The 24,779-nt window shown below is 55.6% G+C and carries 27 protein-coding genes and 1 tRNA gene; 14 read left to right on the top strand and 14 right to left on the bottom strand.

Translation table 11 applies throughout. The features are described 5' to 3' along the window. The first annotated feature begins 28 nt into the window (after positions 1-28). From DFR30_RS13940 to DFR30_RS13920, 5 genes are all read left to right on the top strand, one after another. The gene (locus DFR30_RS13940; protein ID WP_132974260.1) at positions 29-340 is read left to right on the top strand and encodes a hypothetical protein; all 312 of its coding nucleotides are present in this window, start codon (positions 29-31) and stop codon (positions 338-340) included. Positions 341-343: 3 nt separating this feature from the next. Next, positions 344-1,153, top strand: coding sequence for a CbbQ/NirQ/NorQ/GpvN family protein (locus DFR30_RS13935; protein WP_132974259.1), 810 nt, complete (start codon positions 344-346; stop codon positions 1,151-1,153). A 51-nt stretch (positions 1,154-1,204) separates the two neighbouring features. Continuing rightward, entirely contained in the window at positions 1,205-3,535 is a 2,331-nt protein-coding gene (locus tag DFR30_RS13930) for a nitric oxide reductase activation protein NorD (protein WP_132974257.1), read from the top strand. A gap of 73 nt (positions 3,536-3,608) precedes the next feature. Then, positions 3,609-4,007 carry a hypothetical protein gene (locus tag DFR30_RS13925; RefSeq protein WP_132974255.1) on the top strand — a complete coding sequence of 133 codons (399 nt, stop codon included), beginning with the start codon at positions 3,609-3,611 and terminating at the stop codon, positions 4,005-4,007. Positions 4,008-4,119: 112 nt separating this feature from the next. Further along, entirely contained in the window at positions 4,120-5,034 is a 915-nt protein-coding gene (locus tag DFR30_RS13920; RefSeq protein WP_207891913.1) for a LysR family transcriptional regulator, read from the top strand. A gap of 14 nt (positions 5,035-5,048) precedes the next feature. On the opposite strand, the gene DFR30_RS13915 is transcribed toward DFR30_RS13920, so the two are convergent. After that, positions 5,049-6,194 carry a 5-(carboxyamino)imidazole ribonucleotide synthase gene (locus tag DFR30_RS13915; RefSeq protein WP_132974253.1) on the bottom strand — a complete coding sequence of 382 codons (1,146 nt, stop codon included), beginning with the start codon at positions 6,192-6,194 and terminating at the stop codon, positions 5,049-5,051. Beyond that, positions 6,191-6,685 carry a 5-(carboxyamino)imidazole ribonucleotide mutase gene (gene purE / locus DFR30_RS13910; protein ID WP_132974251.1) on the bottom strand — a complete coding sequence of 165 codons (495 nt, stop codon included), beginning with the start codon at positions 6,683-6,685 and terminating at the stop codon, positions 6,191-6,193. The genes DFR30_RS13915 and purE overlap by 4 nt, the downstream gene beginning before the upstream one ends. Before the next feature lie 118 nt (positions 6,686-6,803). On the opposite strand from purE, the gene DFR30_RS13905 reads away from it, so the two are divergent. Together DFR30_RS13905 and DFR30_RS13900 are read left to right on the top strand one after the other, a co-directional pair. Further along, entirely contained in the window at positions 6,804-7,709 is a 906-nt protein-coding gene (locus DFR30_RS13905; RefSeq protein ID WP_132974249.1) for a phosphoribosylaminoimidazolesuccinocarboxamide synthase, read from the top strand. 188 nt (positions 7,710-7,897) lie between these two features. Beyond that, positions 7,898-8,209, top strand: a complete 312-nt coding sequence (locus tag DFR30_RS13900; protein ID WP_132974247.1) for a hypothetical protein — start codon at positions 7,898-7,900, stop codon at positions 8,207-8,209. Between the two features lie 52 nt (positions 8,210-8,261). Here the strand turns inward: DFR30_RS13900 and mrtJ are convergent, their stop codons facing one another. Continuing rightward, positions 8,262-8,705, bottom strand: coding sequence for a JDVT-CTERM system glutamic-type intramembrane protease MrtJ (gene mrtJ, locus DFR30_RS13895; protein WP_132974245.1), 444 nt, complete (start codon positions 8,703-8,705; stop codon positions 8,262-8,264). A gap of 69 nt (positions 8,706-8,774) precedes the next feature. Here mrtJ and DFR30_RS13890 point away from each other — a divergent pair, with 69 nt between their 5' ends. Next, complete coding sequence (locus DFR30_RS13890) at positions 8,775-9,161, top strand: DUF302 domain-containing protein (protein ID WP_132974243.1); 387 nt, start codon at positions 8,775-8,777, stop codon at positions 9,159-9,161. 16 nt (positions 9,162-9,177) lie between these two features. Here DFR30_RS13890 and DFR30_RS13885 read toward each other — a convergent pair whose 3' ends face one another. Further along, the gene (locus DFR30_RS13885; protein WP_132974241.1) at positions 9,178-10,110 is read right to left on the bottom strand and encodes an HDOD domain-containing protein; all 933 of its coding nucleotides are present in this window, start codon (positions 10,108-10,110) and stop codon (positions 9,178-9,180) included. A 171-nt stretch (positions 10,111-10,281) separates the two neighbouring features. Here DFR30_RS13885 and DFR30_RS13880 point away from each other — a divergent pair, with 171 nt between their 5' ends. Beyond that, positions 10,282-10,587: a c-type cytochrome gene (locus DFR30_RS13880; RefSeq protein ID WP_132974239.1), complete on the top strand. Its 306-nt coding sequence runs from the start codon at positions 10,282-10,284 to the stop codon at positions 10,585-10,587. A gap of 89 nt (positions 10,588-10,676) precedes the next feature. Here DFR30_RS13880 and DFR30_RS13875 read toward each other — a convergent pair whose 3' ends face one another. Continuing rightward, positions 10,677-11,702: a COX15/CtaA family protein gene (locus tag DFR30_RS13875; RefSeq protein ID WP_207891912.1), complete on the bottom strand. Its 1,026-nt coding sequence runs from the start codon at positions 11,700-11,702 to the stop codon at positions 10,677-10,679. 151 nt (positions 11,703-11,853) lie between these two features. Between DFR30_RS13875 and DFR30_RS13870 the strand changes: the two genes are divergently transcribed. Beyond that, complete coding sequence (locus DFR30_RS13870) at positions 11,854-12,372, top strand: DsrE family protein (protein WP_132974237.1); 519 nt, start codon at positions 11,854-11,856, stop codon at positions 12,370-12,372. Positions 12,373-12,425: 53 nt separating this feature from the next. Here DFR30_RS13870 and DFR30_RS13865 read toward each other — a convergent pair whose 3' ends face one another. The 5 genes from DFR30_RS13865 to trmB all read right to left on the bottom strand — a co-directional run bounded on the left by DFR30_RS13865 (position 12,426) and on the right by trmB (position 15,998). Beyond that, on the bottom strand, positions 12,426-12,680 hold the full coding sequence (locus DFR30_RS13865; protein WP_132974492.1) for a hypothetical protein: 255 nt from the start codon (positions 12,678-12,680) through the stop codon (positions 12,426-12,428). A gap of 18 nt (positions 12,681-12,698) precedes the next feature. Beyond that, entirely contained in the window at positions 12,699-12,896 is a 198-nt protein-coding gene (locus tag DFR30_RS13860) for a hypothetical protein (RefSeq protein WP_132974235.1), read from the bottom strand. A 128-nt stretch (positions 12,897-13,024) separates the two neighbouring features. Beyond that, positions 13,025-14,152 carry an FIST signal transduction protein gene (locus DFR30_RS13855; protein ID WP_132974233.1) on the bottom strand — a complete coding sequence of 376 codons (1,128 nt, stop codon included), beginning with the start codon at positions 14,150-14,152 and terminating at the stop codon, positions 13,025-13,027. Between the two features lie 74 nt (positions 14,153-14,226). Beyond that, positions 14,227-15,105 (bottom strand): phosphoribulokinase, encoded by an 879-nt coding sequence (locus tag DFR30_RS13850; protein WP_132974231.1) that lies wholly within the window; start codon positions 15,103-15,105, stop codon positions 14,227-14,229. A 179-nt stretch (positions 15,106-15,284) separates the two neighbouring features. Continuing rightward, the gene (gene trmB, locus DFR30_RS13845) at positions 15,285-15,998 is read right to left on the bottom strand and encodes a tRNA (guanosine(46)-N7)-methyltransferase TrmB (RefSeq protein ID WP_132974229.1); all 714 of its coding nucleotides are present in this window, start codon (positions 15,996-15,998) and stop codon (positions 15,285-15,287) included. Between the two features lie 32 nt (positions 15,999-16,030). On the opposite strand from trmB, the gene DFR30_RS13840 reads away from it, so the two are divergent. Beyond that, a complete protein-coding gene (locus DFR30_RS13840) occupies positions 16,031-17,317 on the top strand; it encodes a mechanosensitive ion channel family protein (RefSeq protein ID WP_207891911.1) in 1,287 nt (428 codons plus the stop codon). Here DFR30_RS13840 and DFR30_RS13835 read toward each other — a convergent pair. Together DFR30_RS13835 and thiS are read right to left on the bottom strand one after the other, a co-directional pair. Then, complete coding sequence (locus DFR30_RS13835) at positions 17,312-18,145, bottom strand: thiazole synthase (protein ID WP_424565412.1); 834 nt, start codon at positions 18,143-18,145, stop codon at positions 17,312-17,314. The two genes, DFR30_RS13840 and DFR30_RS13835, sit on opposite strands and share 6 nt — an antisense overlap. A 36-nt stretch (positions 18,146-18,181) precedes the next feature. Then, positions 18,182-18,394, bottom strand: coding sequence for a sulfur carrier protein ThiS (thiS, locus tag DFR30_RS13830; RefSeq protein ID WP_132974227.1), 213 nt, complete (start codon positions 18,392-18,394; stop codon positions 18,182-18,184). Positions 18,395-18,453: 59 nt separating this feature from the next. Between thiS and DFR30_RS13825 the strand changes: the two genes are divergently transcribed. After that, positions 18,454-20,289, top strand: coding sequence for an AMP-dependent synthetase/ligase (locus tag DFR30_RS13825; RefSeq protein WP_132974225.1), 1,836 nt, complete (start codon positions 18,454-18,456; stop codon positions 20,287-20,289). Between the two features lie 4 nt (positions 20,290-20,293). Here the strand turns inward: DFR30_RS13825 and DFR30_RS13820 are convergent, their stop codons facing one another. Together DFR30_RS13820 and DFR30_RS13815 are read right to left on the bottom strand one after the other, a co-directional pair. Then, positions 20,294-21,334, bottom strand: a complete 1,041-nt coding sequence (locus DFR30_RS13820; protein WP_132974223.1) for a hypothetical protein — start codon at positions 21,332-21,334, stop codon at positions 20,294-20,296. Positions 21,335-21,493: 159 nt separating this feature from the next. Next, on the bottom strand, positions 21,494-22,228 hold the full coding sequence (locus tag DFR30_RS13815; RefSeq protein WP_207891910.1) for a cistern family PEP-CTERM protein: 735 nt from the start codon (positions 22,226-22,228) through the stop codon (positions 21,494-21,496). A 432-nt stretch (positions 22,229-22,660) separates the two neighbouring features. On the opposite strand from DFR30_RS13815, the gene DFR30_RS13810 reads away from it, so the two are divergent. Both DFR30_RS13810 and DFR30_RS13805 read left to right on the top strand, forming a co-directional pair. Beyond that, positions 22,661-22,734 (top strand) — tRNA-Gly (locus tag DFR30_RS13810). A 53-nt stretch (positions 22,735-22,787) separates the two neighbouring features. Then, on the top strand, positions 22,788-24,773 hold the full coding sequence (locus tag DFR30_RS13805) for an AsmA family protein (protein ID WP_132974221.1): 1,986 nt from the start codon (positions 22,788-22,790) through the stop codon (positions 24,771-24,773). The last annotated feature ends 6 nt before the right edge of the window (positions 24,774-24,779 follow it).

Here is a 24,779-nt window from a genome sequence, read left to right as displayed (position 1 = left end):
GGGGCTTTTTTTATCAGAACTGGAAATTATGGCAAAGCCACAGACTTACGTTGGAATCGATAAAGAAATAGATGGGGGCATGACCGCCATCGGCAAGGTGATTCGTGATGCCTGGGTGTTCGGGGTTATTCCTGAAACCGAGACTTGCGAAGGCTGGAATTTCGGCGGGATTGATAACTTGCTGGACAAGGTCAATCACGAATGGGACAAGTATGGCTGCCTGGTCAGTAACCTGCCTGACGACCTGCGCGAACGCCACGAAAGGATCCACGGTGAAGCCATAAAGCGTGCACGTGCTGCAGGCTGGAGTGGCGAAATGGAAACAGACGATGAAGGGTGAAACATGTCCGCTGTAGATATTGATCAATACAAAATCAAACAGGAACCATTTTATAAATCCGTTAGCGATGAAGTTGAGCTCTACGAGGCAGCTTACAATGCGCGTATGCCGATGATGCTCAAGGGACCGACCGGTTGCGGCAAGTCCCGCTTTGTCGAGTACATGGCCTGGAAGCTCGGCCGTCCGTTGATTACGGTGGCCTGTAACGAAGACATGACAGCGTCTGATCTCGTGGGTCGCTTCCTGCTGGATAAGGAAGGCACCAAATGGCAGGACGGTCCGCTGACAACGGCGGCGCGTATGGGTGCGATCTGTTACCTCGATGAAGTCGTGGAAGCACGCCAGGATACGACGGTTGTGATTCACCCGCTGACTGACCATCGTCGTACCTTGCCGCTGGACAAGAAGGGTGAGTTGATTGAAGCCCATGCGGATTTTCAGCTGGTTATTTCTTACAACCCCGGCTACCAGAGTTTGATGAAGGATCTCAAACAATCCACCAAGCAGCGTTTTGGCGGGCTGGATTTCGACTACCCGGAAGAAGATACGGAAACGGATATTGTTTCCCGTGAGTCGGGTGTTGACAAGGACATCGCGCACAAGCTGGTGCAGATTGCTCACCGTGCCCGCAACCTCAAGGGCCACGGCCTCGATGAAGGGATATCAACCCGTCTGCTGGTGTACTCCGGCCAGTTGATCAATAAGGGTGTTGAGCCGACAGCTGCCTGCAGTATGACCATGGTAACGCCGCTGACCGATGATCCGGATATGCGCGATACGTTGAACGCAGCAGTACAAACGTTCTTTGGTTAAACCTCTGGTTACCCGGCAGCGGGTACTAGTGGCAGTGGGTGGAAGCGCGTAATGGCCATCAAGCTCGAAAACTACGAAGAATTTCTGGAAGATATCGCTCCGGAAATCCGTAATGTGCTGGAAGGCACTTTTTCCGAAGCGACGCACGTCATGTCGCCTACCGGTCTCCAGACTTACCTGGAGGGCGCCAAGGCGCTTGCCAATCTGGGGCGCGGTAGCGACCTGGTTATCTCTTATCTCCAGGAGATGCCGCTGGTCGTGAAGGAATGTGGTGAGGATGTCATTGCCGACTGTATTGCCGCGGCATTAAAGCTTTCCTCGATGACTTCCGGGGAGGTGATAGCCCTGCTGTTTAGCAGCCTTCCAACCGCATCTCGTCGCCTGGGTGACGCTGAGCTGCTGCGCGGTTACCTGACATTGATACACCAGCTTTCTGCGACGGCAGCGCGTGGCTTGCGTCCAATGCTAAGCCATGTCGATGAGCTGCTGTCGAAGCTGACGTTAAGCGGTTTGCGACGCTGGGCCAACTTCGGTGTGCAGGCTTACCGTCGTGATTTCCAGAATCTGACGGCCTATTTCAACCTTGAGTCGCAGGACAGTCTGGCGGTGTTGCAAAAAGAGCGCCGCGGTACGCTGTTCATTGATACCCAGCGCAAGCTCAATTTTTATTTGCGTGCACTATGGGGTCGTGATTTCTTCCTGCGCCCCACGGGTGCCGATTACACCGATTTCAAACCGTATATTGAAAAGCACATTGTGCATATGCCCGACGCGGTCGATGCGATAGGGGATATCTCCGGCCTCGAGCTGTACCGTGCGACCTGTGCCCATATGGCGGCGCATATCTGTTATACCTCCTCGCGAATTTCGGCCGAAGAGCTTGGTCCGGCGCAGATGTTTTTTATCGCCCTGGTTGAAGACGCACGTGTCGAATACAAGGCGATCAGGGAATTTCCCGGTCTGAAGAAGCTGTGGCGTTCGTTGCTGGTACTTGAGTATGAGGATGAGCCGGAACATAAGACGATCCCGATACTGGAACATTTTGCGTTGATGCTGCTGGATGCTTCGGAGCGTTCTGGCGACGAAGAATTGAATGCCCTGGCAGATCGTTTCCACGAAGAGATCGAAGAACGCCAGGATGACAACCGGTTCAGCTGGAACCTGGGTGTTGATCTGTTCAACCTGTTTATGGCGCGCCGCGAAGTACCCAGTTTGCGTATTCTTGACCGTATTCGCATACCTTACCGCGACGACAATCGTTTTGTCTGGGAGTTCGAGGAGTTCGACTGGGACCAGGGGACGGAATATCTGCCAGCCAGTCAGCGCCAGGTGCGGCGCACGGTCAGTGTCATGGAAATGATTAACGAGCTGGATTGCGAGCTCGCAGGTGACGACGCGCAGGAAATATGGACCTGCCAGACCGAACTGTTCCCCTACGAAGACCAGGGCGTCAGTTTTAACGAAATGTGGGGCAAGGAACCCATCTCCGAACCGTTCCATTACCAGGAATGGGACTACCAGATTCAGTTGCACCGCCCGGACTGGGTAACGCTTTACGAGAAGCGTCAGCCCAGGGGTGATCCTGAAACCATCAACGACATCATTACCGAATACAAGCCGGTGGCGCACCGTATCAAGCAGATCATCGATCTGTTGACCCCGGAAGGTGTGCAACGTGTGCGTAACATGGAAGATGGTGATGAGATTGACATCAATGCAGCTATTGATGCCATGGTGGCTATCCGCATGGGCGAGCAACCCAATCCTCGCATCACCATGCGTAATGTCCTCAAGACCCGTGATCTGTCTGTTGTGGTACTGATGGACCTGTCGGAATCCACCAACGAAACCGTTGAAGGTTCCGACAAGACTATCCTGCAACTCACGAAGGAAGCCTCAACACTGGTTGCTACCGCGATCGACGGCATTGGTGACCCGTTTGCCTTGCATGGCTTTGCCTCGGACGGACGCCACGACGTACAGTACTATCGCTTCAAGGACTTTAATCAGCACTTCGATGATGAAGTGAAAGCAAGGCTGGCCGGTATGCAGGGCGGGTTGTCGACGCGTATGGGTGCCGCCATGCGGCATGCAGGGCAGCATCTGCTCAAGCAGCCAGAACGCAGAAAGCTGTTGCTTATCATTACCGACGGAGAGCCGGCCGATATTGACGAGCGCGATCCGCAGCACCTGCGACACGACACCAGGAAGGCCGTGGAAGAACTGTATTCCAGGGGAGTTATGAGCTATTGCCTGACGCTGGATCCCAATGCAGACAGTTATGTAAAACGGATTTTTGGCATGAACAACTATACGATTATCGATAACGTCGAGAAGTTGCCGGAAAAACTCCCGGTGTTGTTCGCTACCCTGACAAGTTAGCGAGTGCGGAATAGTCGGTTTGGCAAGTGACTGCAAAGTGTGTGCTATGCGCGAGTAGTACGGGGAGCGATTTATGAAACTCAGCTTCGAGTGCGGTGATGAAATAAGCCGGGACGTCCGGCAGCTGCCTGCTGACTATTATAAAAAGATCTTGCTGCTTTTCTCGCGTAGCCAGAGTGAAAATCTTTTTATCCCCATCCGAAACATGCAGTACCTTGCCGTTATAGCCAATGACGAAATTGTCTTTATCGACGGGCTGGGTGCGCGTCGCATCGAGCTTGCGTGGCGCAACTTTCGCCATGAAACAGAAGTGCTCGATGACCCGGTCAGCTATGACAGCATTATCTTCGAAGAAAAAGGTGCAAACGTACTGGTACGCCTTCAGGGAGAATTTCTCAAGGCGCTGGCAGTGGCGGAAGCGCGGGAACCGAGAACCGGCAGCGCTACCGTGACACCGCTGGATCGCACCTGACGACATCCCTTGGAAGATACGCTGATCGATTAATCGCAGAGTGGTATTGATACCCTGCGATGATACAATAAGCACCAGTTATGTATTGGATCGAGTTCATAAGGGCGCTATTGTGAATATTACCCTGCGACAGTTAAGAATCTTCGAGGCTGTAGCCCGTCACCTCAGCTTTACCCGCGCAGCCGAGGACTTGCACCTCACGCAACCGGCTGTCTCCATGCAGATCAAGCAGCTTGAGGGCGTCACCGGGCTGCCCTTGTTTGAACAGGTCGGCAAGCGAATTTTCCTCACCGAAGCGGGTCATGAGATGGAGCGGTATTCGCGCTCCATCCTGGCGACGCTCGAGGAAGCAAAACTGGTGTTCGATGAATTGCGTGGCCTGAAGCGCGGGCATCTGAAAATCGCCGTGGCCAGTACCGCAAACTATTTTGTCCCGCAGTTGCTGGCCAAGTTTTGCCGGCGTTTTCCCGGGGTAAAGGTCAGCCTCGATGTCACCAACCGCGAGGGATTGCTGGAAGCGCTGGGCGATAACACCACCGACCTCATTATCATGGGCAAGCCACCCGGACGAATCGAGGTGGAATCCGAGGTACTTATGGAAAATCCCTTAGTGGCAATCGCGCCGCCCACACACCCGCTGGCCGGGGAAAAGGCGATACCCCTGTCGCGCCTTCAGGAAGAAACTTTTCTCATTCGGGAGAAGGGTTCCGGAACACGATCGGCGACCGAGCGGTTTTTTATCGACCAGGGCCTGTCCCTGTCGTCGACGATGGAGATGAGCAGTTCGGAGGCGATCAAGCAGGGTGTTCAGGCCGGATTGGGGCTGGGTTTGTTATCTCTGCACACGCTGGAGATGGAGCTGACTTTGAAGCGGCTGACAATTCTGGATGTGCAGGAATTGCCGATCATTCGTAACTGGTATGTTATGCATCGCTCCGGCAAGCGCCTGTCTGCGGTTGCGCGGAGCTTTCACGACTTTGTGAAAGACGAGGTCAGTGAGGTCCTGAATCTGCCGACCCTGGCGTAGTGGTGTAGCCGGGATCAGGCTTCGTCGGGTGCCGCAGGATCGATGGCCACGCGAACACGTTCTGCAATACGCATCGCCTCGGTGGGGTCATCCGCCAGTGAGGTAAAGTGTCCCATCTTGCGTCCCGGCCGCGCTTCTTCCTTGCCATACAGGTGCAGATTGGTATGTGTCTCTGCAAACAGGTGTTGCCAGCGCGGCGGGCCCTTGCTCCACAGGTCGCCAAGAACATTGACCATAACAGCAGCCGATAACAGCCGCGTCGATCCCGGGGGTAACCCGCAGACAGTCCGCACTTGTTGTTCAAACTGTGAAGTCAGGCAGGCATCGATGGTGTAGTGGCCACTGTTATGTGGCCGTGGTGCCATTTCATTGATCAGCAGACGACCGTCTGTGGTGATGAAAAATTCGACGGCCAGCACACCACGATAATCCATGGCATTCGCCAGTTTCAGCGCCATGTACCGGGCGCTGGCAGCCACGTCATCATCGAACCGTCCCGGTACGCAGGTGGTATCGAGAATGCCCTTGACGTGCAGGTTTTCTCCGGGGGGATAGACAGCCGTTTGTCCGTCCGTACCGCGTGCCAGTATCACAGACAGCTCCTGCTCCAGCTGAACGCATTCTTCCAGTACACATGGCGCCTCGTTCAGGTCATCAAAAGCCAGCCTGGCTTGCGCAAGGTCATTGACGCCGATCTGCCCTTTGCCATCGTAGCCGAACTGCGCGGTTTTGAGTAACGCGGGCATAGTAAGTCCGGCGCAGGCCTGTTCCAGGTCAGCCGCCGAGTTGATGGCGAAGAAGTCCGCAGTGGGCAGGCCCAGATCACGGATAAAAGACTTTTCGCGAATGCGGTCACGGGCTATAGCAACGGCTTTTGAACCCGGGCGCACCGGTATCCGGGCTTCCAGGAATTCCAGTGTCTCGGCCGGGACATTCTCAAATTCGGTTGTAACAGCAGCGCAGCCGCTGGCCATTTCATCGAGTGCGGCGGTGTCGTTATATGCGGCTTGCAGGTGCCGGTCGGCCATACTGCCCGTCGGGCTGTCAGGGTCCGGGTCCAGCACCCACACCTTGTAACCCATACTGTGCGCTGCAAGGGTAAACATACGTCCGAGCTGCCCGCCGCCGAGCACGCCGAGTGTCGCACCCGGAAGTATCATAATTCGGGTGGCAGGGTCATGTTCAGCGCCATCTCTGTCTGTGCGGCGCGGAAATCATCAAGTTTTGCTGCCAGCGCAGCGTCGTTCAGGGCCAGCAGGCTGATGGCATACAGTGCAGCGTTGGCCGCACCGGCTTCACCTATGGCAAAGGTTGCCACGGGCACGCCCTTTGGCATCTGTACAATCGACAGCAGTGAATCCATGCCTTTCAGGTGGCGGGAAGGAACCGGCACGCCAAGCACGGGCAGGGTGGTCTTGGCAGCCAGCATACCGGGCAAATGCGCCGCGCCACCGGCGCCGGCAATAATACAGGCCAGCCCACGCTCGCGTGCGGTCGAGGCGTAGTCAAACAGTAAATCCGGTGTGCGGTGCGCAGAAACCACGCGCGACTCGAATTCAACACCGAACTGCTCCAGTTGCTCGGCTGCCGACTGCATGATGTCCCAGTCGCTGTTGCTGCCCATCACCAGGCCGATTTTTGTGGCTGCCATAGCATGCCCCGAAAATGAGAAAGCGCGCATTGTACCATCGCCACCACCGGCCGCCACCGGTACAATGCCGTATTGCCGGGGTTATTCGGCGATTTTCAGTATTTTGACGGAATCCACTATGCTCGACGTATTATATGAATCCACGATTTCCAGCCTGCCCCGTGTGGCGCGCGGCAAGGTGCGGGATATCTACGCGGTGGGTGATGACCACCTGCTGATTGTCACCACGGACCGTCTGTCGGCCTTCGATGTTGTGTTGCCCGACCCGATCCCGGGCAAGGGCGCAGTGCTGACAGCGGTATCGAATTTCTGGTTTGAGGGTACCCGCGCGCTGCTGCCGAACCATTTGTCCGGCTTGTCCCTGGAAAGCGTATTGCCGGATGCCGCCGAGCGTGAACAGGTCGAAGGCCGCGCGATTGTAGTACGCAAGCTGAAGGCTTTGCCGGTCGAGGCGATTGTGCGCGGTTACCTGATCGGATCCGGCTGGAAAGACTACCAGGCCAACGGCACGGTGTGCGGGATTCGGTTGCCGGAGGGACTGCGGATGGCTGATCGCCTGCCCGAGGCGATCTACACACCCTCCAGCAAGGCTGAGGTTGGCGAGCACGATGAAAATATCGATTTTGCAGCCACTGAGCGTCTGCTGGGTGCTGATCTGGCTGTCAGGGTACGTGACGTCAGCCTCGCCATTTACCGGCAGGCAGCCGACTATGCGCTCGACAAGGGGATAATCATCGCTGATACAAAGTTCGAATTCGGCGTCGATGAAGCCGGAACGCTGGTACTGATCGACGAAGTCCTGACGCCGGATTCCTCGCGCTTCTGGCCGCAGGACGAATACCGGGTCGGCATCAGCCCGCCCAGTTTCGACAAACAGTTCGTGCGTGATTACCTGGAAACGCTGGACTGGGACAAGACAGCACCTGGACCTAAGTTGCCAGAGGACATCATTCGCCGCACTTCGGAAAAATATAATGAGGCATTACGGCGGCTTACCGGCCATTCCCTGCAGACCCCGCTATGACAGGCGGTGGCTTCGCAATGCACGGGAAGCCTGGGTAATTCAGAAGTTGCTTATTGATCGGCTAAAATTTTTTGCCAGAATGCCGCTATTGCGGGAAGATGCAACAATAACGCGGGCGCTTGCCCGGGAATGATATTTTTTCAGCACCCTGGCGGTGTTCAATTATTGAAGAGGGAAAGGTCATGCGAATGATCCCGAGAAAACTGACAAGTTATGTGATGGCAAGTGTGCTGACAGTAGCTACGCTTGGTGTGCCGACAATGGCCAGTGCCAGTGACTATGCCTTTAATAATCCCAAGGCGGCGCCGACCGGTGGTGAAATGTTGGCTGATGCCTTCATGGTTCGGCCTTTCATGCTGGTGAGCACCGTGGTTACCACGGCAACATTTATTGTGACACTGCCGTTCAGTGCGATTGGCGGTAATGTAGGCGAGGCGGCCAATAAACTGGTTGCCGAGCCAGCGAAATATACGTTTGCCCGGCCGCTCGGAGATCTGTAAGAATAGCCGGTAAGGATTGTGGAATGACGGGGTCTTCGGGCCCCGTTTTTTTTTACTGTGTGAAAAGCCAGAAATACCCGCTGTTGTAAAAGACATGCAGCAGGATCGGGGCGGTAAGACCGCCACTGCGTTCCCTGGACAACCCGAACAGCAGAGACGGGAGAAATACAGCGGCGGCCCAGATGGGCGGATGGTTGATAAAGTGCAGCGCGCTAAAGACCAGGCTGGTGAGCAGGTTCGCATGGGTCAGTGGGCCCAGTCGCCAGGGGCGAAGGCGTAGCTGGATAAATTCCTGCATCCAGCCGCGAAAGACGATTTCCTCGATGACCGGGTATAACACTGCAGGGTAAATAAATCGCAGCGGTTCCCGTAGTGGCCAGGCAAGATCTGTTGCAGGTGTTGAAATAACCCATAACAACCCCCAGTAAAGCAGTGCTGCCCCTGTGGCAGCAAGGAATACCGGGTCGCGCCAGAATGCCCTGTATGCTTGACTCATGCAGGGAGTCTACCTTGCCGGGCAGCATCCGGTACAATCGCTTTCCAGCCAGGAATAAGGAGTGCAGTCATGTATGGGTTCAGTGTTCAGATGTCGTGCAGTTTTGATGAGGCAATCGGGAAAGTCACCGAAGCACTGAAATCGGAAGGCTTCGGTGTGCTGACCGAGATTGATGTCAAGGCGACACTCAAGAAGAAAATTGATGTGGATCGCAAGCCCTACACGATACTGGGGGCCTGTAATCCGAAACTGGCCAACCAGGCGATTAATGCAGACCCCGATATCGGTCTGCTATTACCCTGTAATGTTCTGGTGCGTGAAGAAGACGATGGCGCTGTTACGGTCGCCTTTATGGATCCATCCGCAGTGCTGGGTCTGGTCGAGCAACAAGATGTCAGGGAGATCGCAGGCCAGGTCCGCAGCAAGCTGGAAAAGGTGCGTGACCAGCTGGGTTAAGACGGAGCTTGCAAGCTTATGCCGCTTCGCCGTGCGGCAGGATCACCGTGCTGGCTTCCTCGAACAGGATATCTGCTTCGGCTGATACGTCTTCAATGATGTCAACTGACAGGCCGGTGAGTTCCCAGGCGCCGGGTTCCAGCGGGGCCGGGCAGGATGTGCCGGCAGCGGTGACATGCACCATTCCGGTGATAACGTCGGCAAGATGAATGGTTGCAGTTTCCAGGCGGTGGTTTTCGGCCGCCGATGGTTGATGGTGGTAGCGTGCCACGGTGGCAAAACTTTCCGGCAGGTTCCAGCTGCGCATTAATTCGGCGCCGACCGCGCCGTGGTCAAAGCCCAGTATTTCGCGCTCTGCCACGTGCAGCGGCAGGTCGTTGGCGCGGGCCATTTCCAGCGCCTGTCTGGCCTCTACGGGTTTTTGCCGAAACAGGATCAACGCACCTACGTCGTGTAATAGCCCCATGACAAAACAACGTTCAGTGTTAGGTGCGCGCAGGTGACGTGCGAGGATCCTCGCCACCACGCCTGCGTACAGGCTGTGGCTCCAGAACTGTTGCATACTGACAAGCTGGTTGGGCAGACGGGTAAAAACCTGGATGGCGCTGGACCCCAGAATCAGATCAGTCAGTTCACGCGTACCAATAATGGTGATAGCGCGTGAGATGGTGTCAATTTGTGACGGAAAGCCATAGAAGGCGCTGTTGACGATTCTCAGGAGTTTAATGGTGAGCGCAGGGTCCTGGCTGATGACCTCACCGATATCGGATGCAGAGGTGTTCGGATTATTCAGCAGACCCATGGCCGTGGTGACAACAGAGGGCAGGGAGGCGAGTTCAAGTGTATCGGTGATCAGGTCTTTTGCATCGAGGGTCATGGATGTCGATTCCCTGTTCATTTGATGAACAAACGTCCAGGCCAGTTTGCCCGGATTATGACGGAAATGCATGTTGTGGCATTCCCTGCAGAGGGTTATAGAAGCACTGAACAAGATCTTGTGTTTACATAAGAGACTGATCTTACAGAAATTAACAGATAGATCAAACAGGTTTTACAGCGCGCGGCCGGTCTGCGAAAATAGGCGCCAGTTTTTAACCACGGTAGTATTTGGAGAGAAATCATGAAAAAGGTGTTTGTAGCAGTTACAGGAAGTGTTTTGTTGTTAAGCGCCAGCATCAGCATGGCAGGCGATGCAGCAGCCGGAAAGGCCAAGGCAGCCACATGTGCCGGTTGTCACGGCGCCAATGGTGTCAGTGCCAATCCATTGTGGCCGAACCTGGCAGGTCAGAAGGATGCCTACCTTGCCAAGCAGCTGAAGGCGTTCCGCGATGGCAGCCGTACCGATCCGACCATGTCGGCAATGGCGAAGCCGCTGACGGATGCGGACATCGATAACCTGGCGACGTACTTCTCTGGACTTAAATAGTATTCTTGCTGTGACCGGTTAACGCTCCGGTGCAGGCAGAATACGCGCACAACAAGGCCCGGTATTTGCCGGGCTTTTTTGTGGGCGGGCTAAAAGAGCCTTGCCGGTTTGTGCAGGCGATGATTGACAAACAACAGAACCGTTAACAGTGTCAGAGCGCCAGCCTGGTGCAGGGACGCCAGGGCCACGGGGACATGGAGCAGCAATGTGGATATTCCAAGGCTGACCTGTCCCACAACAACCAGTGCTAACAGGTTGAGTCCAGTGCGCGTTGCACGCGTGGTCACACGGTGCCGCGTGCGGAACCAGAACAAGATGACAGTGACGAATGTCAGCGTGGCAAGCACCCGGTGGTCAAACTGTACCGTGGCAATGTTTTCGAACAGGTTGCGCCAGCCGGGTTGCAGTGTCCAGCCGGCCGGAGGAAGCCACTGGTCACCCATTTTCGGAAAAGTATTATAGGCGTGCCCGGCCTTGAGCCCCGCTACGAAACCGCCGGAGAGCACGGTTGTACCGGCCAGGGCAAGCAGCCATTTCGCGGCCTTGCCAGAACGTTGATGGCTGTTTCCTGGTTCACGCTCCGGAAATAACAGGTCGAACATCAGCCACAGCAGGTAACAATAAATCACCAGCGCCAGCCCCAGGTGGGCTGTCAGCCGATACTGGCTGACATGGGGTCGGTCGACCAACCCGCTTTTAACCATGTACCAGCCCAGCAAGCCCTGAAGGCCGCCCAGCACAAAAGCAAACAACAGGCGTGGTATCCATTTGCGCGGCAACATGCCGCGCCAGAGAAAGTACAGGAAAGGAATCAGGAATACCGTACCTATCGAACGCCCCAGAACCCGGTGCGAGAATTCAAACCAGTAAATAGATTTAAACCCGTGCAGATCCATATTGGTATTGATCTTCAGGTATTCCGGTGATTCACGGTATTGGGTAAAGGCCTCTTCCCATTGTTGTTGATCGAGTGGAGGGACAAAACCGAATATCGGGTCCCACTCGACCATCGACAGCCCGGAGCCGGTCAGACGCGTGACGCCACCGAGAATTACCATGGCAAAGATCATAATGGAGCACAGCAGCAACCAGCCGGCGACTTGCTTGCGCGCCATATCTGTCATCCGGTCGGGAAATCGGAGCATGTAGTGGTACCAGCAGGTTGTAAAACAGCATAATTGTAACGGATGTTGTTGCGTCGTGCCGCAGGCTGTTACAACATGGAGATTCCCTGCGCAGACAGCCGAAAGTGATGGATTAAACCCGATGGCACGAAATCTTTTGATCTTTGCGGTAGCCGTGCTGGTGTTCTGGTTTGGCGCAGACCTGCTGACCGGTCAGCAGGCAGATAATGCCGGGCGTGATACTGCTGCGAGGTCCCCATCCTCTGAACTTGAGTCGATTGTCCCTCCGTCAGGTAATAGTGGCGCCCGACGGTACGCAGATATTAGTGTACATACTACAGAGCAGCTTGAGCTGTTGTTTGATCGTGTAGAGGCGTTGCTGGATCGACCGCGAAGCGAAGGTGAGGCGCCGATAATTTCACTGGTGCTGCATGGTCCGGAAGTCGAGTTCTTTGCGCTGAAGAACTACCCGCGTTACAAGAACCTTGTTGACCGGGCCGCCAGGCTGGCCGCATTTGGTGCTATAGACATCAGTATCTGTCAGACACAAATGCGCCGGCGGGGTATTGGCAAGGACGAGGTGCCTTCCTTTCTGCGCCAGGTGCCGTTCGGCCCTGCTGAGGTGGAACGCCTGCGCAAGCAGGGTTATATCGCCATGTAATCTGTCTCAAGCAGAGGGTCTGGTGTGACCAGGAAGATACACCACCCGTGTGCCTACAGCAGTTCAGCAGCGCGGACTTCACCATACCGGTCCAGGGTCAGCCGCAGCCGCCCCTGGCAGGGCACACGGCCCGCCAGGCTTCCAGAGCCTTCCATGAGAATTTCCTCGAACTGTACCAGTGCAATCACGTGATGGTCGTTCTGTTCGATAATTTCATAATAGAGCGACTTGTTGTCAATCCACCCGTTCTGAGAGCAGAAGGCGGTTAACTCCCGACACGACATCAGGTAGCGCTCGATATTTTCCATCAGACGGTGCATAACTGGTTACGAATGGAACTCCGTGTTGTTATCGGTATAGCGACTGGGATCATCGGGTTGGGCTGCAAGGTAGGCTTGCCGGGTCGCCTCCGATTCAAAGTAAATCTTGGTTTGCGCAGCTCCTCCGCCTTCAACAACAAAGGGATGATGCTCCAGATCCTGTACGCGGTTGCCGGTTACAGGGTCGATAGTGGTCACAATCATGATCCAACCTCCTTCCAGACCGCGATTACAATCCTCCGATCCGGATCCGGTGACCTGTCTAAAAGTATAGATGGGATTTGTGGGCCGACAAGCGTCAAAAAATGGTCGTTTTACGGGCGAGGTGTGTATTACAGAAAGAGCGTCAGAACACCGGTGTAGCCATAGAGGCGCTGGTTGGAGATTTCCCCGTTGGCAAAGAAGCCGACCAGCGGGAAGTCGCCCAGTGTGCTGCGAATCATCTCCAGCTCTACCGAGTCCTCACCGAACAACGCCTTGCCGCGGCCAAGGCAGGACACATACACGCCTCCCTTGGGCGCTGAAGAGAGGCGCTGTTTGAGTTCGTCGAGCATGCGCTGCATGTCTTCCGTGGCTGTTTTGCCGTCACGACGGCAAAACTGGACAGGTTGGCCGGGCATGACAATATCACCAATGGCAATACGTCCACCCTCGCTGTCCACGCCAACCAGATTGCGTACCAGGTAGTCACCTGTATCGGATCCGCGGATCGGCAGTCCGGCAAAAATATAGCCGGCTGCACGGTTCAGGTCGCGGGCGAGAATTTCACCGATGTCTTCCTTGAGCACGTCCAGCGCAGGCCGGTCGTCAATGCGATTGATGACATTGTTGTCACAGCTTGAAATAACGCGCTTGTCGGCAATGGGTGTGCAGCCCTGTGTGAGGCCGGTCAGTATCGGTTGTTGCGGGTTGAACACGATACCGGACAGACCGCCGTCCAGAACATCATCGGCAATCTGCGGATGCTCGCCGTGTGATGAGCTCAGTCCGCCAACCAGAAAGCCGCCGGGCAGTGAGGCGTCCAGTTGCTGCAACAGTTGCGGCAGGCTGCCATTGCCAGGGTCACCGTGCAGTAAGGCAACGTGTGAGTCAGACTGGCTTAGCCAGGTGTCCCAGCTGCCGGGCAGGTTGTCCGCGGCGCGATTATAGAACGGCAGTATCCTGAAACTGTCGTCTGGAAAGCGGCCGATCATGACAGCCATCGCCGATGTTTGGGAATATTCCTTACCTGTAGCGCAAATGCCGATGCCTACTGTGCCGACCCAATGCGTCACACCGGTTTTACGACGTAACTGCTCCAGGATCGATGCGGCCAGATCCGCGTACAGGTCAGTCATGTAGAGAAAACCGATATTCGCTTGCGTCGGTACAGCGCCGATCTGCTGCAGGCATTGTTCCAGTGCCTCGTTCCAGTCCGCAGAGCGGGCGTGGCCAAGCAAAAATTTACCAGACTCAGACATGCTATGACCTGACAAAAAAGGGGGCGTCAGCCTGTGGCCGCACGCCCCCCCGGATGATTAACAGGGTCAGCCTGTCAGGCTGACTTTTTCTGCGACATCATCTGTTCGATGATCGGTGCGAGTACGATTTCCATGGCAAAGCCCATTTTTCCGCCCGGAACAACGATAGAGTTGCGGCGTGACATAAACGAGCCATCGACCATGTTCAGCAGGTACGGGAAATCCACGTCCAGTTTGGCAGGATCGCGGAAGCGGATCACCACGAAACTTTCATCCGGTGTCGGGATGTCACGGGCGATGAACGGGTTTGAGGTATCGACCGTGGGCACCCGCTGGAAGTTGATATCCGTGCGCGAGAACTGCGGCGTGATGTAGTGCACATAGTCGTGCATACGGCGCAGGATAGTGTCGGTAACGACTTCGGCGGAATAGCCGCGCTGGGCGCAGTCGCGGTGGATTTTCTGGATCCACTCCAGGTTGACGATCGGCACAACACCAATCAGCAGGTCGACAAATTGCGCTACGTTGGTAGTACCGTCCACAACACCGCCGTGCAGACCTTCATAAAACAGCAGGTCGGTACCGGGCGGGATAGTCTCCCAGGGTGTAAATTCGCCGGGCTTCTGACCAAACGGCTCGGCTTCCTCATCGCTGTGCAGGTAATAGCGGCGCTCACAGCTCCCGGTATCACCATACTTCTTGAAAGTTTCACCAAGCTTGTCGAACAGGTTGGCTTCAGGGCCAAAATGACTGAAGTTGGTGTTGCCCGTTTTTTCCGCTTCTTCCATCGCGGTTTTCATGGCGACACGGTCATAGCGGTGATAGCTGTCACCCTCGATGACGGCCGGGTTGACGCCTTCGCGGCGAAAAATATGCTCGAAGGCGACCTTGACGGTCGTGGTGCCGGCACCGGAGGAACCGGTAACTGCAATCACGGGATGCTTCTTGGACATACAACTCTCCTCAAACCTGTTACTGATAAAACGTAGACAATCCGCCGTTGCAGGGGCGAACTGCGTGAATTCTGTTGTCGTCGCGTACTCGGCAAACAGGACCTTCCGCGACCTCCGGGGGCGAGTCGGAACGGCGTATTGAACCACTTTTGCGACATGGGCGCCAATTCGCAGGTAACTTATTGATTCTCAGTCTTGATTCGCTGAAAAATCAGGTCAAATACGGCGTGTCCAAGACGCTGGCCGCGGCGTTCAAATTTGGTGACAGGCCGGTAGCCGGGCCGTTCGACAACATCGCCGCCCGGGCTGGTGTTACGGAAGTCTGCACAGGCCTGCAGGGTGTGCAACATATGTGTGGCGTAGGGCTCCCAGTCGGTAGCCAGGTGGAAATAACCGCCGGGACGCAGCTTGCGCGCAATGAGCGCGGCAAAATCAGGTTGAACGATACGTCGCTTGTGATGTTTGGTTTTGTGCCAGGGATCCGGAAAGAACAGCAGTACGCGATCCAGTGTGGCATCCGCTATCTTCTGTTCAAGCACCTCGACGGCATCATGGCAAAAAACGCGCACGTTATGGCTGCCTTGTGTATCGAGTGTTTTCAGCAGGTGGCCAACGCCCGGGCGGTGCACCTCGATGCCAATGTAACGACTGTCCGGGTCTGCCGCAGCCATCTGCGCCAGACTCTCGCCATTACCGAAACCGATCTCCAGCGTCAGCGGAACTGACTGATCGGCCCGGTCGAGCCAGTCCGGCGTGACCTCGAAATCGAGGCCATAGCGGGGCCACAATTCGTCGAGTGCGCGCTGCTGGCCGGGCGTCAGCCGCCCTTCGCGACGCACAAAGGAACGGATACGCCGTAACTGCGGGTCTGTGTTATGTTTGCTGTCATTCATGATGTCGGTCTGCGTGAGGGGATTATACGGTCTTGTTTGAGACGTATCTGAATAAAGTCAAAAGCTGGGTCAGCCATATCGATTACATGGCTATGGGCTGGGAGCTGGTGATTCTGGTTCTGGCCGGTATTGGCGCCCTCATGGTGCACCGCACGCTCGGGCGTTACCTGCTGGCGTCTACGTCCAGTGCCGGGGAGCGTACTTTCAAACATATCACGCTGCGCAGCCTGCAGCGTGTTGTCTTTCCGCTGAGCCTGTTGCTGGGTGCGCTGGTTGGCCGGGCGATCCTGGAGTCGATGAAAGTCGACGTCACGCTACTGAATTTTGCCGTGCCACTGATGCTGTCGCTGGCACTGGTGCGTTTCATTGTCTATGTGCTGCGCAAGGCGCTACGCCCCGGTCCTGCAGTCAAGGCCTGGGAGAATTTTATCAGTACGGCGATCTGGATACTGGTCGCCATGCATCTGGTTGGCTGGTTGCCGGAAGTGGTGCGTGCGCTGGACGCTTTTGGCTATTCTTTCGGTGATATCCGCGTATCGCTCTACACCCTGCTGCAGCTGGCGGTGGCTGTCGGCGCCCTGCTGGTGATGGCTACCTGGCTTTCCACTGTTATTGAGCAGGGATTGTCACGCTCGGAGTTTATCAGTCCCGGTGTGCGAATCGGTCTGGTCAAAACCAGCAAGTTCGGTCTGTATACCCTGGCAGCCCTGCTGTCGCTGAAAGCGGTCGGCATCGATCTTGGCGCGCTTGCCGTGTTTAGTGGCGCGCTGGGCGTAGGGCTTGGTTTTGGCCTGCAGCGCATCGCCAGCAATTTCATCAGTGGTTTTATTCTGGTCTTTGACCGATCCATCCGTCCCGGCGATGTCATCAGCATCAACGATAAATTTGGCTGGGTCGAGGAATTGCGGGCGCGCTATATCGTGGTACGCGACCGCGATGGTGTCGAGACACTGATACCGAATGAAAACCTGATTACAACCGAAGTGATCAACTGGAGTTACAGCGACCGCCAGATACGCGTCAAGTTGCAGGTGCAGATCAGTTACCAGGATGATCCTGAGCAGGCGATGGAAATTTTGTTACAGGCGGCGAAAGCGTCGCCGCGCGTACTGACTGATCCGCCGCCTGCAGCCCGCTTAATGGGCTTCGGCGACAGCGGTATTGATCTGGAGTTACGGGTGTGGATTCACGATCCGCAGCAGGGTGTGGCGAATGTGCGTTCTGATGTGAATGTGGCGATCTGGAAAGGTTTCAAGGAGGCAGGGATCACGATCCCCTACCCGCAGCAGGACCTGTATATCAAGGAAATGCCGTCATAAGGGAATCCCTGATTGATCCGTCGTTCCCTGGAAAAATAACCCGTCCACCGGTGAGGAGGCGCTGGCAAAGCGTTTGCGGGGAATGCGTCCGGCCAGGTAGGACTCGCGTCCTGCCTCGATGGCTTTTTTCATGGCTGACGCCATCAATACAGGGTTATTTGCACCGGCAATCGCGGTGTTCATCAGCACGCCGTCACAGCCAAGCTCCATGGCAATGGCGGAGTCCGACGCACAGCCGACGCCGGCATCGACCAGGATCGGCACGCCGGCATTTTCCACAATAGTCCGGATGTTGCCCGGGTTGCGAATACCCAGCCCCGAGCCGATCGGCGCGGCCAGCGGCATGACGGCCACGCAACCCATGTCCTCGAAGCGTTTGGCGATTATAGGGTCATCATTGGTGTACACCATGATTCTGAAGCCCTCGGCAACCAGCGTTTCGGCGGCTTCCAGCGTCTGGATGATGTCCGGAAACAGGGTTTTCTCATCACCCAGCACTTCGAGTTTGACAAGGTTGTGCCCGTCCAGCAGTTCACGCGCCAGCCGGCAGGTGCGCACGGCGTCTTCGGCGCTGTAACAACCTGCCGTGTTGGGCAGGTAGGTATAGCGATCCGGCGGCAGTACTTCGAGCAGGTTGGGTTCGTCGGCATTCTGACCGATATTGGTGCGGCGAATGGCGACAGTGATGATTTCTGCACCACTGGCCTCGATGGCCAGCCGGGTTTCTTCCATGTCCTTGTATTTGCCCGTACCGACCAGCAGCCGGGACGGGTATTCAACGCCGTCGATCATTAACGGGTCTGCGGTTGTCGGACTGGCTGATTTCATCACGCTGGACATGAGGTGCTCCTGAAAGCGGGGTCGTTAGGGTTTTGCACTGCCACCACCGATGGCACGCACGATTTCGATCCGGTCGCCCGGCACGAAGGTATAGGTCTCAAACTGGCTGCGTGGCACGATTTCCTGGTTGACCTCTATCGCCAGCCGCTCGTTTTCCAGCCCAAGCCGGTTGAGCAGGGCGGCCGCCGTGGTGCCTTCCGGGGCCTGTTGGGTTTCGCCATTGATGACCAGTTCCATGTCACCATATTCTACCGTAAAAGTTGCATCGGCGGTGATTCCATGGACAAATAGCGGGTATGGTCGATTGGCAGGAAGATCTGATAACGGTAGAAACGGCGTCCACGCTGGACGGGCTGTTTGTCGAGCGCGTGCGGCGCAGCCCCGACACCCTGGCATACCGGAATTTCGACAAGGCCACGAAAGACTGGCGTGATTACACCTGGCGGGATGTGGCACGTTGTGTTGCGCGCTGGCGTGCGGCGTTGGCTGACGAAGGTCTGGATGTCGGTGAGCGGGTTGCAATCCGGCTGCGTAACAGCCTGGACTGGGTCTGCTTTGACCAGGCAGCGATGGCTGAAGCGCTGGTGACCGTGCCGCTGTATACCGAGGACCGTCCGGATAACGTAGCCTATATTCTCGATGATGCGGCCGTGTCGCTGATGCTGGTGCAAACTCTGTCGCAGTGGAAAAAACTTGAGCCTTCACTGGCGGATAACACCGTTTTGCAGCGTGTCCTGATTGTGGATCCCCCCGAGAGTGTCGAGGCGCGTGAATCGGCGCTTGCGGAGGATGAGAGATTGCGTTTTGTCGACGACTGGCTGCCGGTCACCGCACCGGCCATTACCCGTCGTGAAGGCGACCCACATGGGCTGGCTTCAATTGTCTACACCTCCGGCACAACCGGGCGTTCCAAGGGTGTGATGCTCAGTCACTATAATATGTTGTCGGTTGCGCATACGGCGGTGACATCAGTGTCCTGCTACCAACAGGACCTGTTCCTGTCCTTCCTGCCGTTATCACATACGCTGGAGCGAACCGGCGGTTACTACCTGCCGATGATGGCGGGCGCTGCCGTGGCGCACGCCCGTTCTGTCCCGCAGCTGGCCGAGGATCTGTTGCATATACAGCCTACCGTCATGATTGCGGTGCCGCGAATCTTTGAGCGCGTTCACGGACGTATCAGCGCGCAGCTGGAAAAAAAATCGCCTTTGGCACGCTGGTTGTTCAATACGGCAGTCAACATCGGCTGGCGAAATTTCCGTCGCCAGCAAGGTGAAGCAAGCTGGTCTCCGGTACTGTTGTTCAACCCCCTGTTGAAGAAGCTGGTCGGTGACAAGGTGACTGAAAAACTGGGTGGCCGCATGCGCTATGCGGTCAGTGGTGGCGCGGCTTTGCCGTTGACCGTTTCAAAAGTCTTTATTGGCCTGGGACTGGAAATATTGCAAGGCTACGGGCTCACCGAAACCAGCCCCATCATCAGCGTTAATGTTCCCGGGCGTAATGATCCATCGACTGTGGGTGAACCGTGTCGCGGCATCGATGTATGCGTAGGCGAAAGCGATGAGTTGCTGGTGAAAAGCCCCGGCGTGATGCTGGGGTACTGGAACAATCACGCTGCAACAGCCGAGATGATCGATGCAGACGGCTGGCTGCATACCGGCGACCAGGTGCGTATCGATGACAGGGGGCGCATTTGTATTACAGGGCGTCTGAAAGACATCCTGGTGCTCTCCAATGGCGAAAAGATCCCGCCTGCGGATATGGAATCCGCTATCTGCCTCGACCCCCTGTTTGAGCAGGCGCTGGTGGTGGGAGAGGGCCAGCCCTGTCTTGCAGCACTGGTTGTACTGAATGCCGATCTCTGGTTTGGTTTTGCAAAGGAGCTTGGGCTGGATCCCTTTGAAAGGGAAAGTCTTGATGATGAGCGGTTACAGAAAAAAGTGCTGGCTCGTATTCAGGCGCAGTTACATGACTTTCCCGGTTATGCGCGAATCCGGCGTGTAAGCCTGAGCCTTGAGCCATGGACTGTGGAAGACGGGTTGGTTACGCCAACACTGAAGACAAAGCGGGCAAAGATCATTGAACGTTATCAGCCCCGGATAGATAAAATGTACCAGCAGGTTCAGCGCTGAATCATCAATCCACTTTCTCCTGGTTTGCTGGCTTGTCCAGCCCGCCGAACGAGGCTTCCACTCTGAACTCGATCCCGGGGGTGGCACGAAAATCATCATCGTTGCGGAAGACCAGTTGTGGATTGATTTCATAGAACAGCCACTTTCGCCAGATTTGTCGACGAAATTTGATGCGTAGCCCGGTTTCGTCGACGGCATGATTGGGTCGTGTGACAAAACTGGTGCTCCACTGGTATTCAATGGCGGCGCGCGGATGGATCTTTTGTATCAGGGCGGGTCCAAGACTGTAGCGCAGGCCTTTGTCTGACAGGTCTTCTTCCCTGATACGGACATCAAAAGTGCCACGGAAGAACCATGATGTGCCCACAATGCGTTCGGTATCCAGTCGTGTTCTGGACTCCCAGCCGATATCGGTATACCAGCGAATCCGCTCGGTAAATCGCAGTTGCCAGGGGGAAAGTTGCCAGGTTTTTCGCAGGCGTGGGCCTATGAACAGATCCACGCCGTGATCACCACCCAGTTTAATGCCCGCGGTAATGTTGGTATTTAACCGGTCCTTGTCGTGCAGGACATACTGCAGGCCGACGTTGGTCTCATCGGTTTCCGGATCTGTGAAACGTTGCGAATCGAGAGTTCCTTTTGCATCGCTTTCTTCGTCGCTGACAACGAGTTTCAGTTTTCGGTTAAATCGTGGCACATTCAGTCGCGCCCCCACAGACAGTTTGACGCGGAAGGATTTCCCTTCTTCGAGCAGCAGCGAAGGACGCAGCCGGATACGGCTTGTCGCTTCCTCGGCGATGAATCGTTCGTCTTCGAAAAACGAGTCGAACCAGCGTGCGGCATCATTGGCAGATCCGGTCATGCTGGCGTGGAAACGGTCAATGTGCGATGCGGTGGTTCGTGTTTCACTCTGTGCTTGTGCTTGTGCTTGTGCTTGTGCTTGTGCATCAGCCGTCAGGCCGGCTGCCAGTATCAGTGCCGGCACGATGCTGCCGGCAAATACCCCTGGTAGGGGTTTTCGGGCAAAATGGCCCAGTTCCACCATTGAATTACACCCGCAATACTCTTAAGAGACAGTAGTTTACAGAAGAGTGGGGGTGGGCGCCACTAGCGGGCAGGCGTAATGACCGTTATAGCGAACCGTGCAAAGCATAACGGCACCCGAGGGCGCCGCTAGAAGTCTCGTAAGAAAATGATTAAGGTTTTAAGCGGCTTTCTTTCTCCGCGCCAATCCGACCAAACCGATCAATCCTGAGCCAAACAACCAAACGGCTGCGGGTACCGGAACCACCGCGCCCGCGGGCTCATACGAACCTTCGTCAGTCTGGAACTTGAGCGGAAAGCCCATGAGTATCGCCATAGGATCCGAACCGAACGCACCTGTCAGGCGTATCTGCATGCTGTCTGACGCACCGATAGCCAGTCCATCGTTTACACTCCCACCGGAACAGTTGTTGGCGGCAAACGCACAAACGTCTATTCCCTTGAACCCCCCCGGGAATGACTGCTGACCACCCTGGCCATCAGCGACAGTTACAAAGGTCGTTCCAGAGGTCAGGAACGAGGGCACCACATCCGGATCCACACCAAATCCGAACGACAATATATTCGCCTTGAAGCCGCCATCGAGTAACGTAGTGTTGCTGATGGCGATGCTCAGATCCAGCGTCGTACTGGTAAATGCATCGACTGATACTGTCATTTCCGCCGCAAGGTCATGGGTCAGTGCCGAGCTCGCGCTGGACGGCACGTTCCAGAAAATGTCAAAGGAACTGTTTACGTCGGTCGAAGAGATTTTTACTTCGTACAGGTCTCCAGGCGGGTTTCCAGCCTGCATCCCCGTGTTAGTTATGAGGAATGCCTGCGCCGTACCCGAAAAAATACCGGCTGCCAAGGCCGCGGCTGACAAAGCGCCCCATGCAAAATCTTTCAATACCATCCTGTTTCTCCTCCAGATTACTCAATGCTCCATGCCAGGACACTTGCACATAGACAGTTAATTGTTTTGAATCCCGCCAACGCGTTTCTATCAACCCGCTTATTAAGCAGAATTCGCACCATAAAAATTATTACGTCGAAATCCAATTGGTTGCGGTAAGGCCACGCATTATTGCCTACGCTTAATTGTAAGTTAAATCGACATCTTTTCTGTTGTTCTTTACACATGTCGGAAATTTGGCGAAGAACACCACCATCGCTAAAGTGCGACCCAATCGCTCAGATGTAGTGCACTGAAGGCGTCCCTAATGGGTCTACTAATACACTGGTGGGTGGTGTGGGGACTGTTCCTGTGTCCAGATACCATTCCACTACCGTCAGGTGGTGACTCTTACCCCCTATGAGTTGTAAACTGCCGTGATAATTGAATATTGCGGGTGTAGTTCAATGGTAGAACTGGAGCTTCCCAAGCTTCAAACGTGGGTTCGATTCCCATCACCCGCTCCATCATTAACCTGCTCTGCAGGATTGCACCGGTTTTCAGTTAACAGGGGTTTGCTATGAGTAAGTTGATACGCTGGGCGGGTCTGGGTGTCGGGGCGTTGCTGGTGCTGATTATTGTGGCCGTGGTGGTTTTGCCCATGATCATCGACCCGAATGACTTCAAGCCGGAGATTGCCAGTGCGGTGGAATCCAGTACCGGGCGAACCCTGACCATGAAGGGCGATCTGGAACTGTCGGTATTCCCCTGGCTGGGGGTGGGTATCGGCGATAGCGCGCTGTCCAATGCGAAAGGCTTTTCCAGTCAGCCGTTTGCGCAGGTTGAAACTGTCCAGATCCGGGTAAAACTGTTGCCCTTGTTGTCCCGGGAACTGGTCATGGATACCGTGGTGCTGAAAGGACTGAAGGTGTCGCTGGAGACCGACAAATCGGGTCGGACCAACTGGCAGGATCTGGCAGGTGCAGCGGCTGAAAAGAAGCCGGCGAAAAAGGAAACTGCCCCGGAGCCTGGCGCAGCACCGGCACTGGCCGGTCTGGCGATCGGTGGTGTCGAAATAGAGGATGCACAGCTTGTATGGGACGACCGTCAGGCCGGCAGCCGCTACCAGGTCGACGATTTAAGCCTCAAGACCGGTGCAATCGGGTCTGGTGAGCGCGTGCCGGTATCGTTGTCAATGAGGGTCAAGGGAAGCGGGCTGCCGGCAAGCGGACTGGCGCCAGAGCTTGATTTCGACGTGGCAGTTGATATCGATGCACAGACACTGAAACTGTCTGATCTTGTCTTTCAGGTTGCCGGCATGACCATGGAAGGCGATCTTTCAGGCAAACAGATCATGAGTGATGCCAGCTTCAACGGTAAGCTCAAGATCAGGGAATTTGTTCCGCGCGACCTGATGGCGGCGTTTGACGTGACGCCACCGGAGACTTCAGATCCGGCCGTGCTCAGCCGTGCAGACGCCGTTCTTGCACTGGCGGCCACCCCGAACAGCCTTAAACTTTCCGACATCCGTATTCGCCTTGATGATTCGACGGTGGATGGCAGTCTTTCTGTTGCCAATTTTGCGCGTCCGGCAATGCGTTTCGGGATCAGTCTCGATACAATCGATGTCGATCGTTACCTGCCACCACAGCAGGAGACTACGCCGGCGACACCGACTGCAGCGGCAGCGGCGGGTGCCGGGATGATCCCGGTTGAAACACTGCGCTCACTCGACCTTGCCGGCAAGCTTTCCATTGCGGAGCTGAAAGCGGCGCAGTTACGCAGCCGCGATGTCAGTATGGAGCTGAAAGCCAAAGACGGTGTAGTGCGGATCTACCCGGCAAAAGCATCTCTGTACGAGGGAAGCTACAGCGGTGACGTAAAGCTGGATGTGCGGGGTAAAAAACCGGTGATATCACTGAATGAATCTCTGTCCGGCGTACAAATCGGCCCCTTGTTGAAAGACATGGTTGACCAGGACCGCTTGCAGGGCAAGACCGACATCAGTGCAAAACTGACGGCAAAAGGGCAGACCCCGGAAGCATTCAAGCGCACCCTCAATGGCAACCTGTCATTTACGTTCGCCAATGGTGCCGTGAAGGGTGTCAACCTGATTCGTCTCATTCGCAAGGCGCAGGCCATACTCAAGGGCAAGCCGGTGCCGGCTGACAATACACCGGAGCAGACTGACTTTTCCGAAATGCAAGGTACGGCGGTCGTTACCAACGGCGTTTTACGTAACGATGATCTGCTGATCAAGAGCCCGTTGTTGCGTGTCGACGGCAAGGGCACAGTCAACCTGCCGGCCGAGACGATTGACTACCTTGTGACAACCAAGCTGGTGGGCAGTCTCGAAGGTCAGGGTGGCAAGGATCTCGAAGAGTTGAAGGGCGTCGCTATCCCGGTTCAGGTCAGTGGTACCTTTGCCGAGCCCCGCTACCAGGTAAAACTGGATACCGTCGTGAAAGACGCCGCCAAAAAAGAAATCAAAAAGAAGGTAAAGAAAAAACTTGAGAAAAAACTGGAGAAACAGTTTGGCGATACCCTTAAGGGCCTGCTCCGCTAGAGAGGA

Source organism: Thiogranum longum (genome assembly GCF_004339085.1).
Lineage (GTDB): Bacteria > Pseudomonadota > Gammaproteobacteria > DSM-19610 > DSM-19610 > Thiogranum > Thiogranum longum.
Note: the sequence above shows the minus strand (reverse complement) of the source record. Positions and strands in the feature narration are given on the sequence as shown.

What these genes read in the sequence shown, in the direction of transcription:
- DFR30_RS13815 (WP_207891910.1), bottom strand. Translation starts at nt 22,228, where the DNA reads ATGGTATTGAAAGATTTTGCATGGGGCGCTTTGTCAGCCGCGGCCTTG.
- DFR30_RS13890 (WP_132974243.1), top strand. Translation starts at nt 8,775, where the DNA reads ATGTATGGGTTCAGTGTTCAGATGTCGTGCAGTTTTGATGAGGCAATC.
- purE (WP_132974251.1), bottom strand. Translation starts at nt 6,685, where the DNA reads ATGGCAGCCACAAAAATCGGCCTGGTGATGGGCAGCAACAGCGACTGG.
- DFR30_RS13820 (WP_132974223.1), bottom strand. Translation starts at nt 21,334, where the DNA reads ATGGTGGAACTGGGCCATTTTGCCCGAAAACCCCTACCAGGGGTATTT.
- DFR30_RS13915 (WP_132974253.1), bottom strand. Translation starts at nt 6,194, where the DNA reads ATGATACTTCCGGGTGCGACACTCGGCGTGCTCGGCGGCGGGCAGCTC.
- DFR30_RS13905 (WP_132974249.1), top strand. Translation starts at nt 6,804, where the DNA reads ATGCTCGACGTATTATATGAATCCACGATTTCCAGCCTGCCCCGTGTG.
- trmB (WP_132974229.1), bottom strand. Translation starts at nt 15,998, where the DNA reads ATGAATGACAGCAAACATAACACAGACCCGCAGTTACGGCGTATCCGT.
- DFR30_RS13935 (WP_132974259.1), top strand. Translation starts at nt 344, where the DNA reads ATGTCCGCTGTAGATATTGATCAATACAAAATCAAACAGGAACCATTT.
- DFR30_RS13900 (WP_132974247.1), top strand. Translation starts at nt 7,898, where the DNA reads ATGATCCCGAGAAAACTGACAAGTTATGTGATGGCAAGTGTGCTGACA.
- DFR30_RS13855 (WP_132974233.1), bottom strand. Translation starts at nt 14,152, where the DNA reads ATGTCTGAGTCTGGTAAATTTTTGCTTGGCCACGCCCGCTCTGCGGAC.
- DFR30_RS13805 (WP_132974221.1), top strand. Translation starts at nt 22,788, where the DNA reads ATGAGTAAGTTGATACGCTGGGCGGGTCTGGGTGTCGGGGCGTTGCTG.
- DFR30_RS13930 (WP_132974257.1), top strand. Translation starts at nt 1,205, where the DNA reads ATGGCCATCAAGCTCGAAAACTACGAAGAATTTCTGGAAGATATCGCT.
- DFR30_RS13885 (WP_132974241.1), bottom strand. Translation starts at nt 10,110, where the DNA reads ATGCATTTCCGTCATAATCCGGGCAAACTGGCCTGGACGTTTGTTCAT.
- DFR30_RS13865 (WP_132974492.1), bottom strand. Translation starts at nt 12,680, where the DNA reads ATGGAAAATATCGAGCGCTACCTGATGTCGTGTCGGGAGTTAACCGCC.
- mrtJ (WP_132974245.1), bottom strand. Translation starts at nt 8,705, where the DNA reads ATGAGTCAAGCATACAGGGCATTCTGGCGCGACCCGGTATTCCTTGCT.
- DFR30_RS13870 (WP_132974237.1), top strand. Translation starts at nt 11,854, where the DNA reads ATGGCACGAAATCTTTTGATCTTTGCGGTAGCCGTGCTGGTGTTCTGG.
- DFR30_RS13850 (WP_132974231.1), bottom strand. Translation starts at nt 15,105, where the DNA reads ATGTCCAAGAAGCATCCCGTGATTGCAGTTACCGGTTCCTCCGGTGCC.
- DFR30_RS13880 (WP_132974239.1), top strand. Translation starts at nt 10,282, where the DNA reads ATGAAAAAGGTGTTTGTAGCAGTTACAGGAAGTGTTTTGTTGTTAAGC.
- DFR30_RS13825 (WP_132974225.1), top strand. Translation starts at nt 18,454, where the DNA reads ATGGTCGATTGGCAGGAAGATCTGATAACGGTAGAAACGGCGTCCACG.
- DFR30_RS13835 (WP_424565412.1), bottom strand. Translation starts at nt 18,145, where the DNA reads ATGAAATCAGCCAGTCCGACAACCGCAGACCCGTTAATGATCGACGGC.
- DFR30_RS13940 (WP_132974260.1), top strand. Translation starts at nt 29, where the DNA reads ATGGCAAAGCCACAGACTTACGTTGGAATCGATAAAGAAATAGATGGG.
- DFR30_RS13860 (WP_132974235.1), bottom strand. Translation starts at nt 12,896, where the DNA reads ATGATTGTGACCACTATCGACCCTGTAACCGGCAACCGCGTACAGGAT.
- DFR30_RS13875 (WP_207891912.1), bottom strand. Translation starts at nt 11,702, where the DNA reads ATGGCGCGCAAGCAAGTCGCCGGCTGGTTGCTGCTGTGCTCCATTATG.
- thiS (WP_132974227.1), bottom strand. Translation starts at nt 18,394, where the DNA reads ATGGAACTGGTCATCAATGGCGAAACCCAACAGGCCCCGGAAGGCACC.
- DFR30_RS13925 (WP_132974255.1), top strand. Translation starts at nt 3,609, where the DNA reads ATGAAACTCAGCTTCGAGTGCGGTGATGAAATAAGCCGGGACGTCCGG.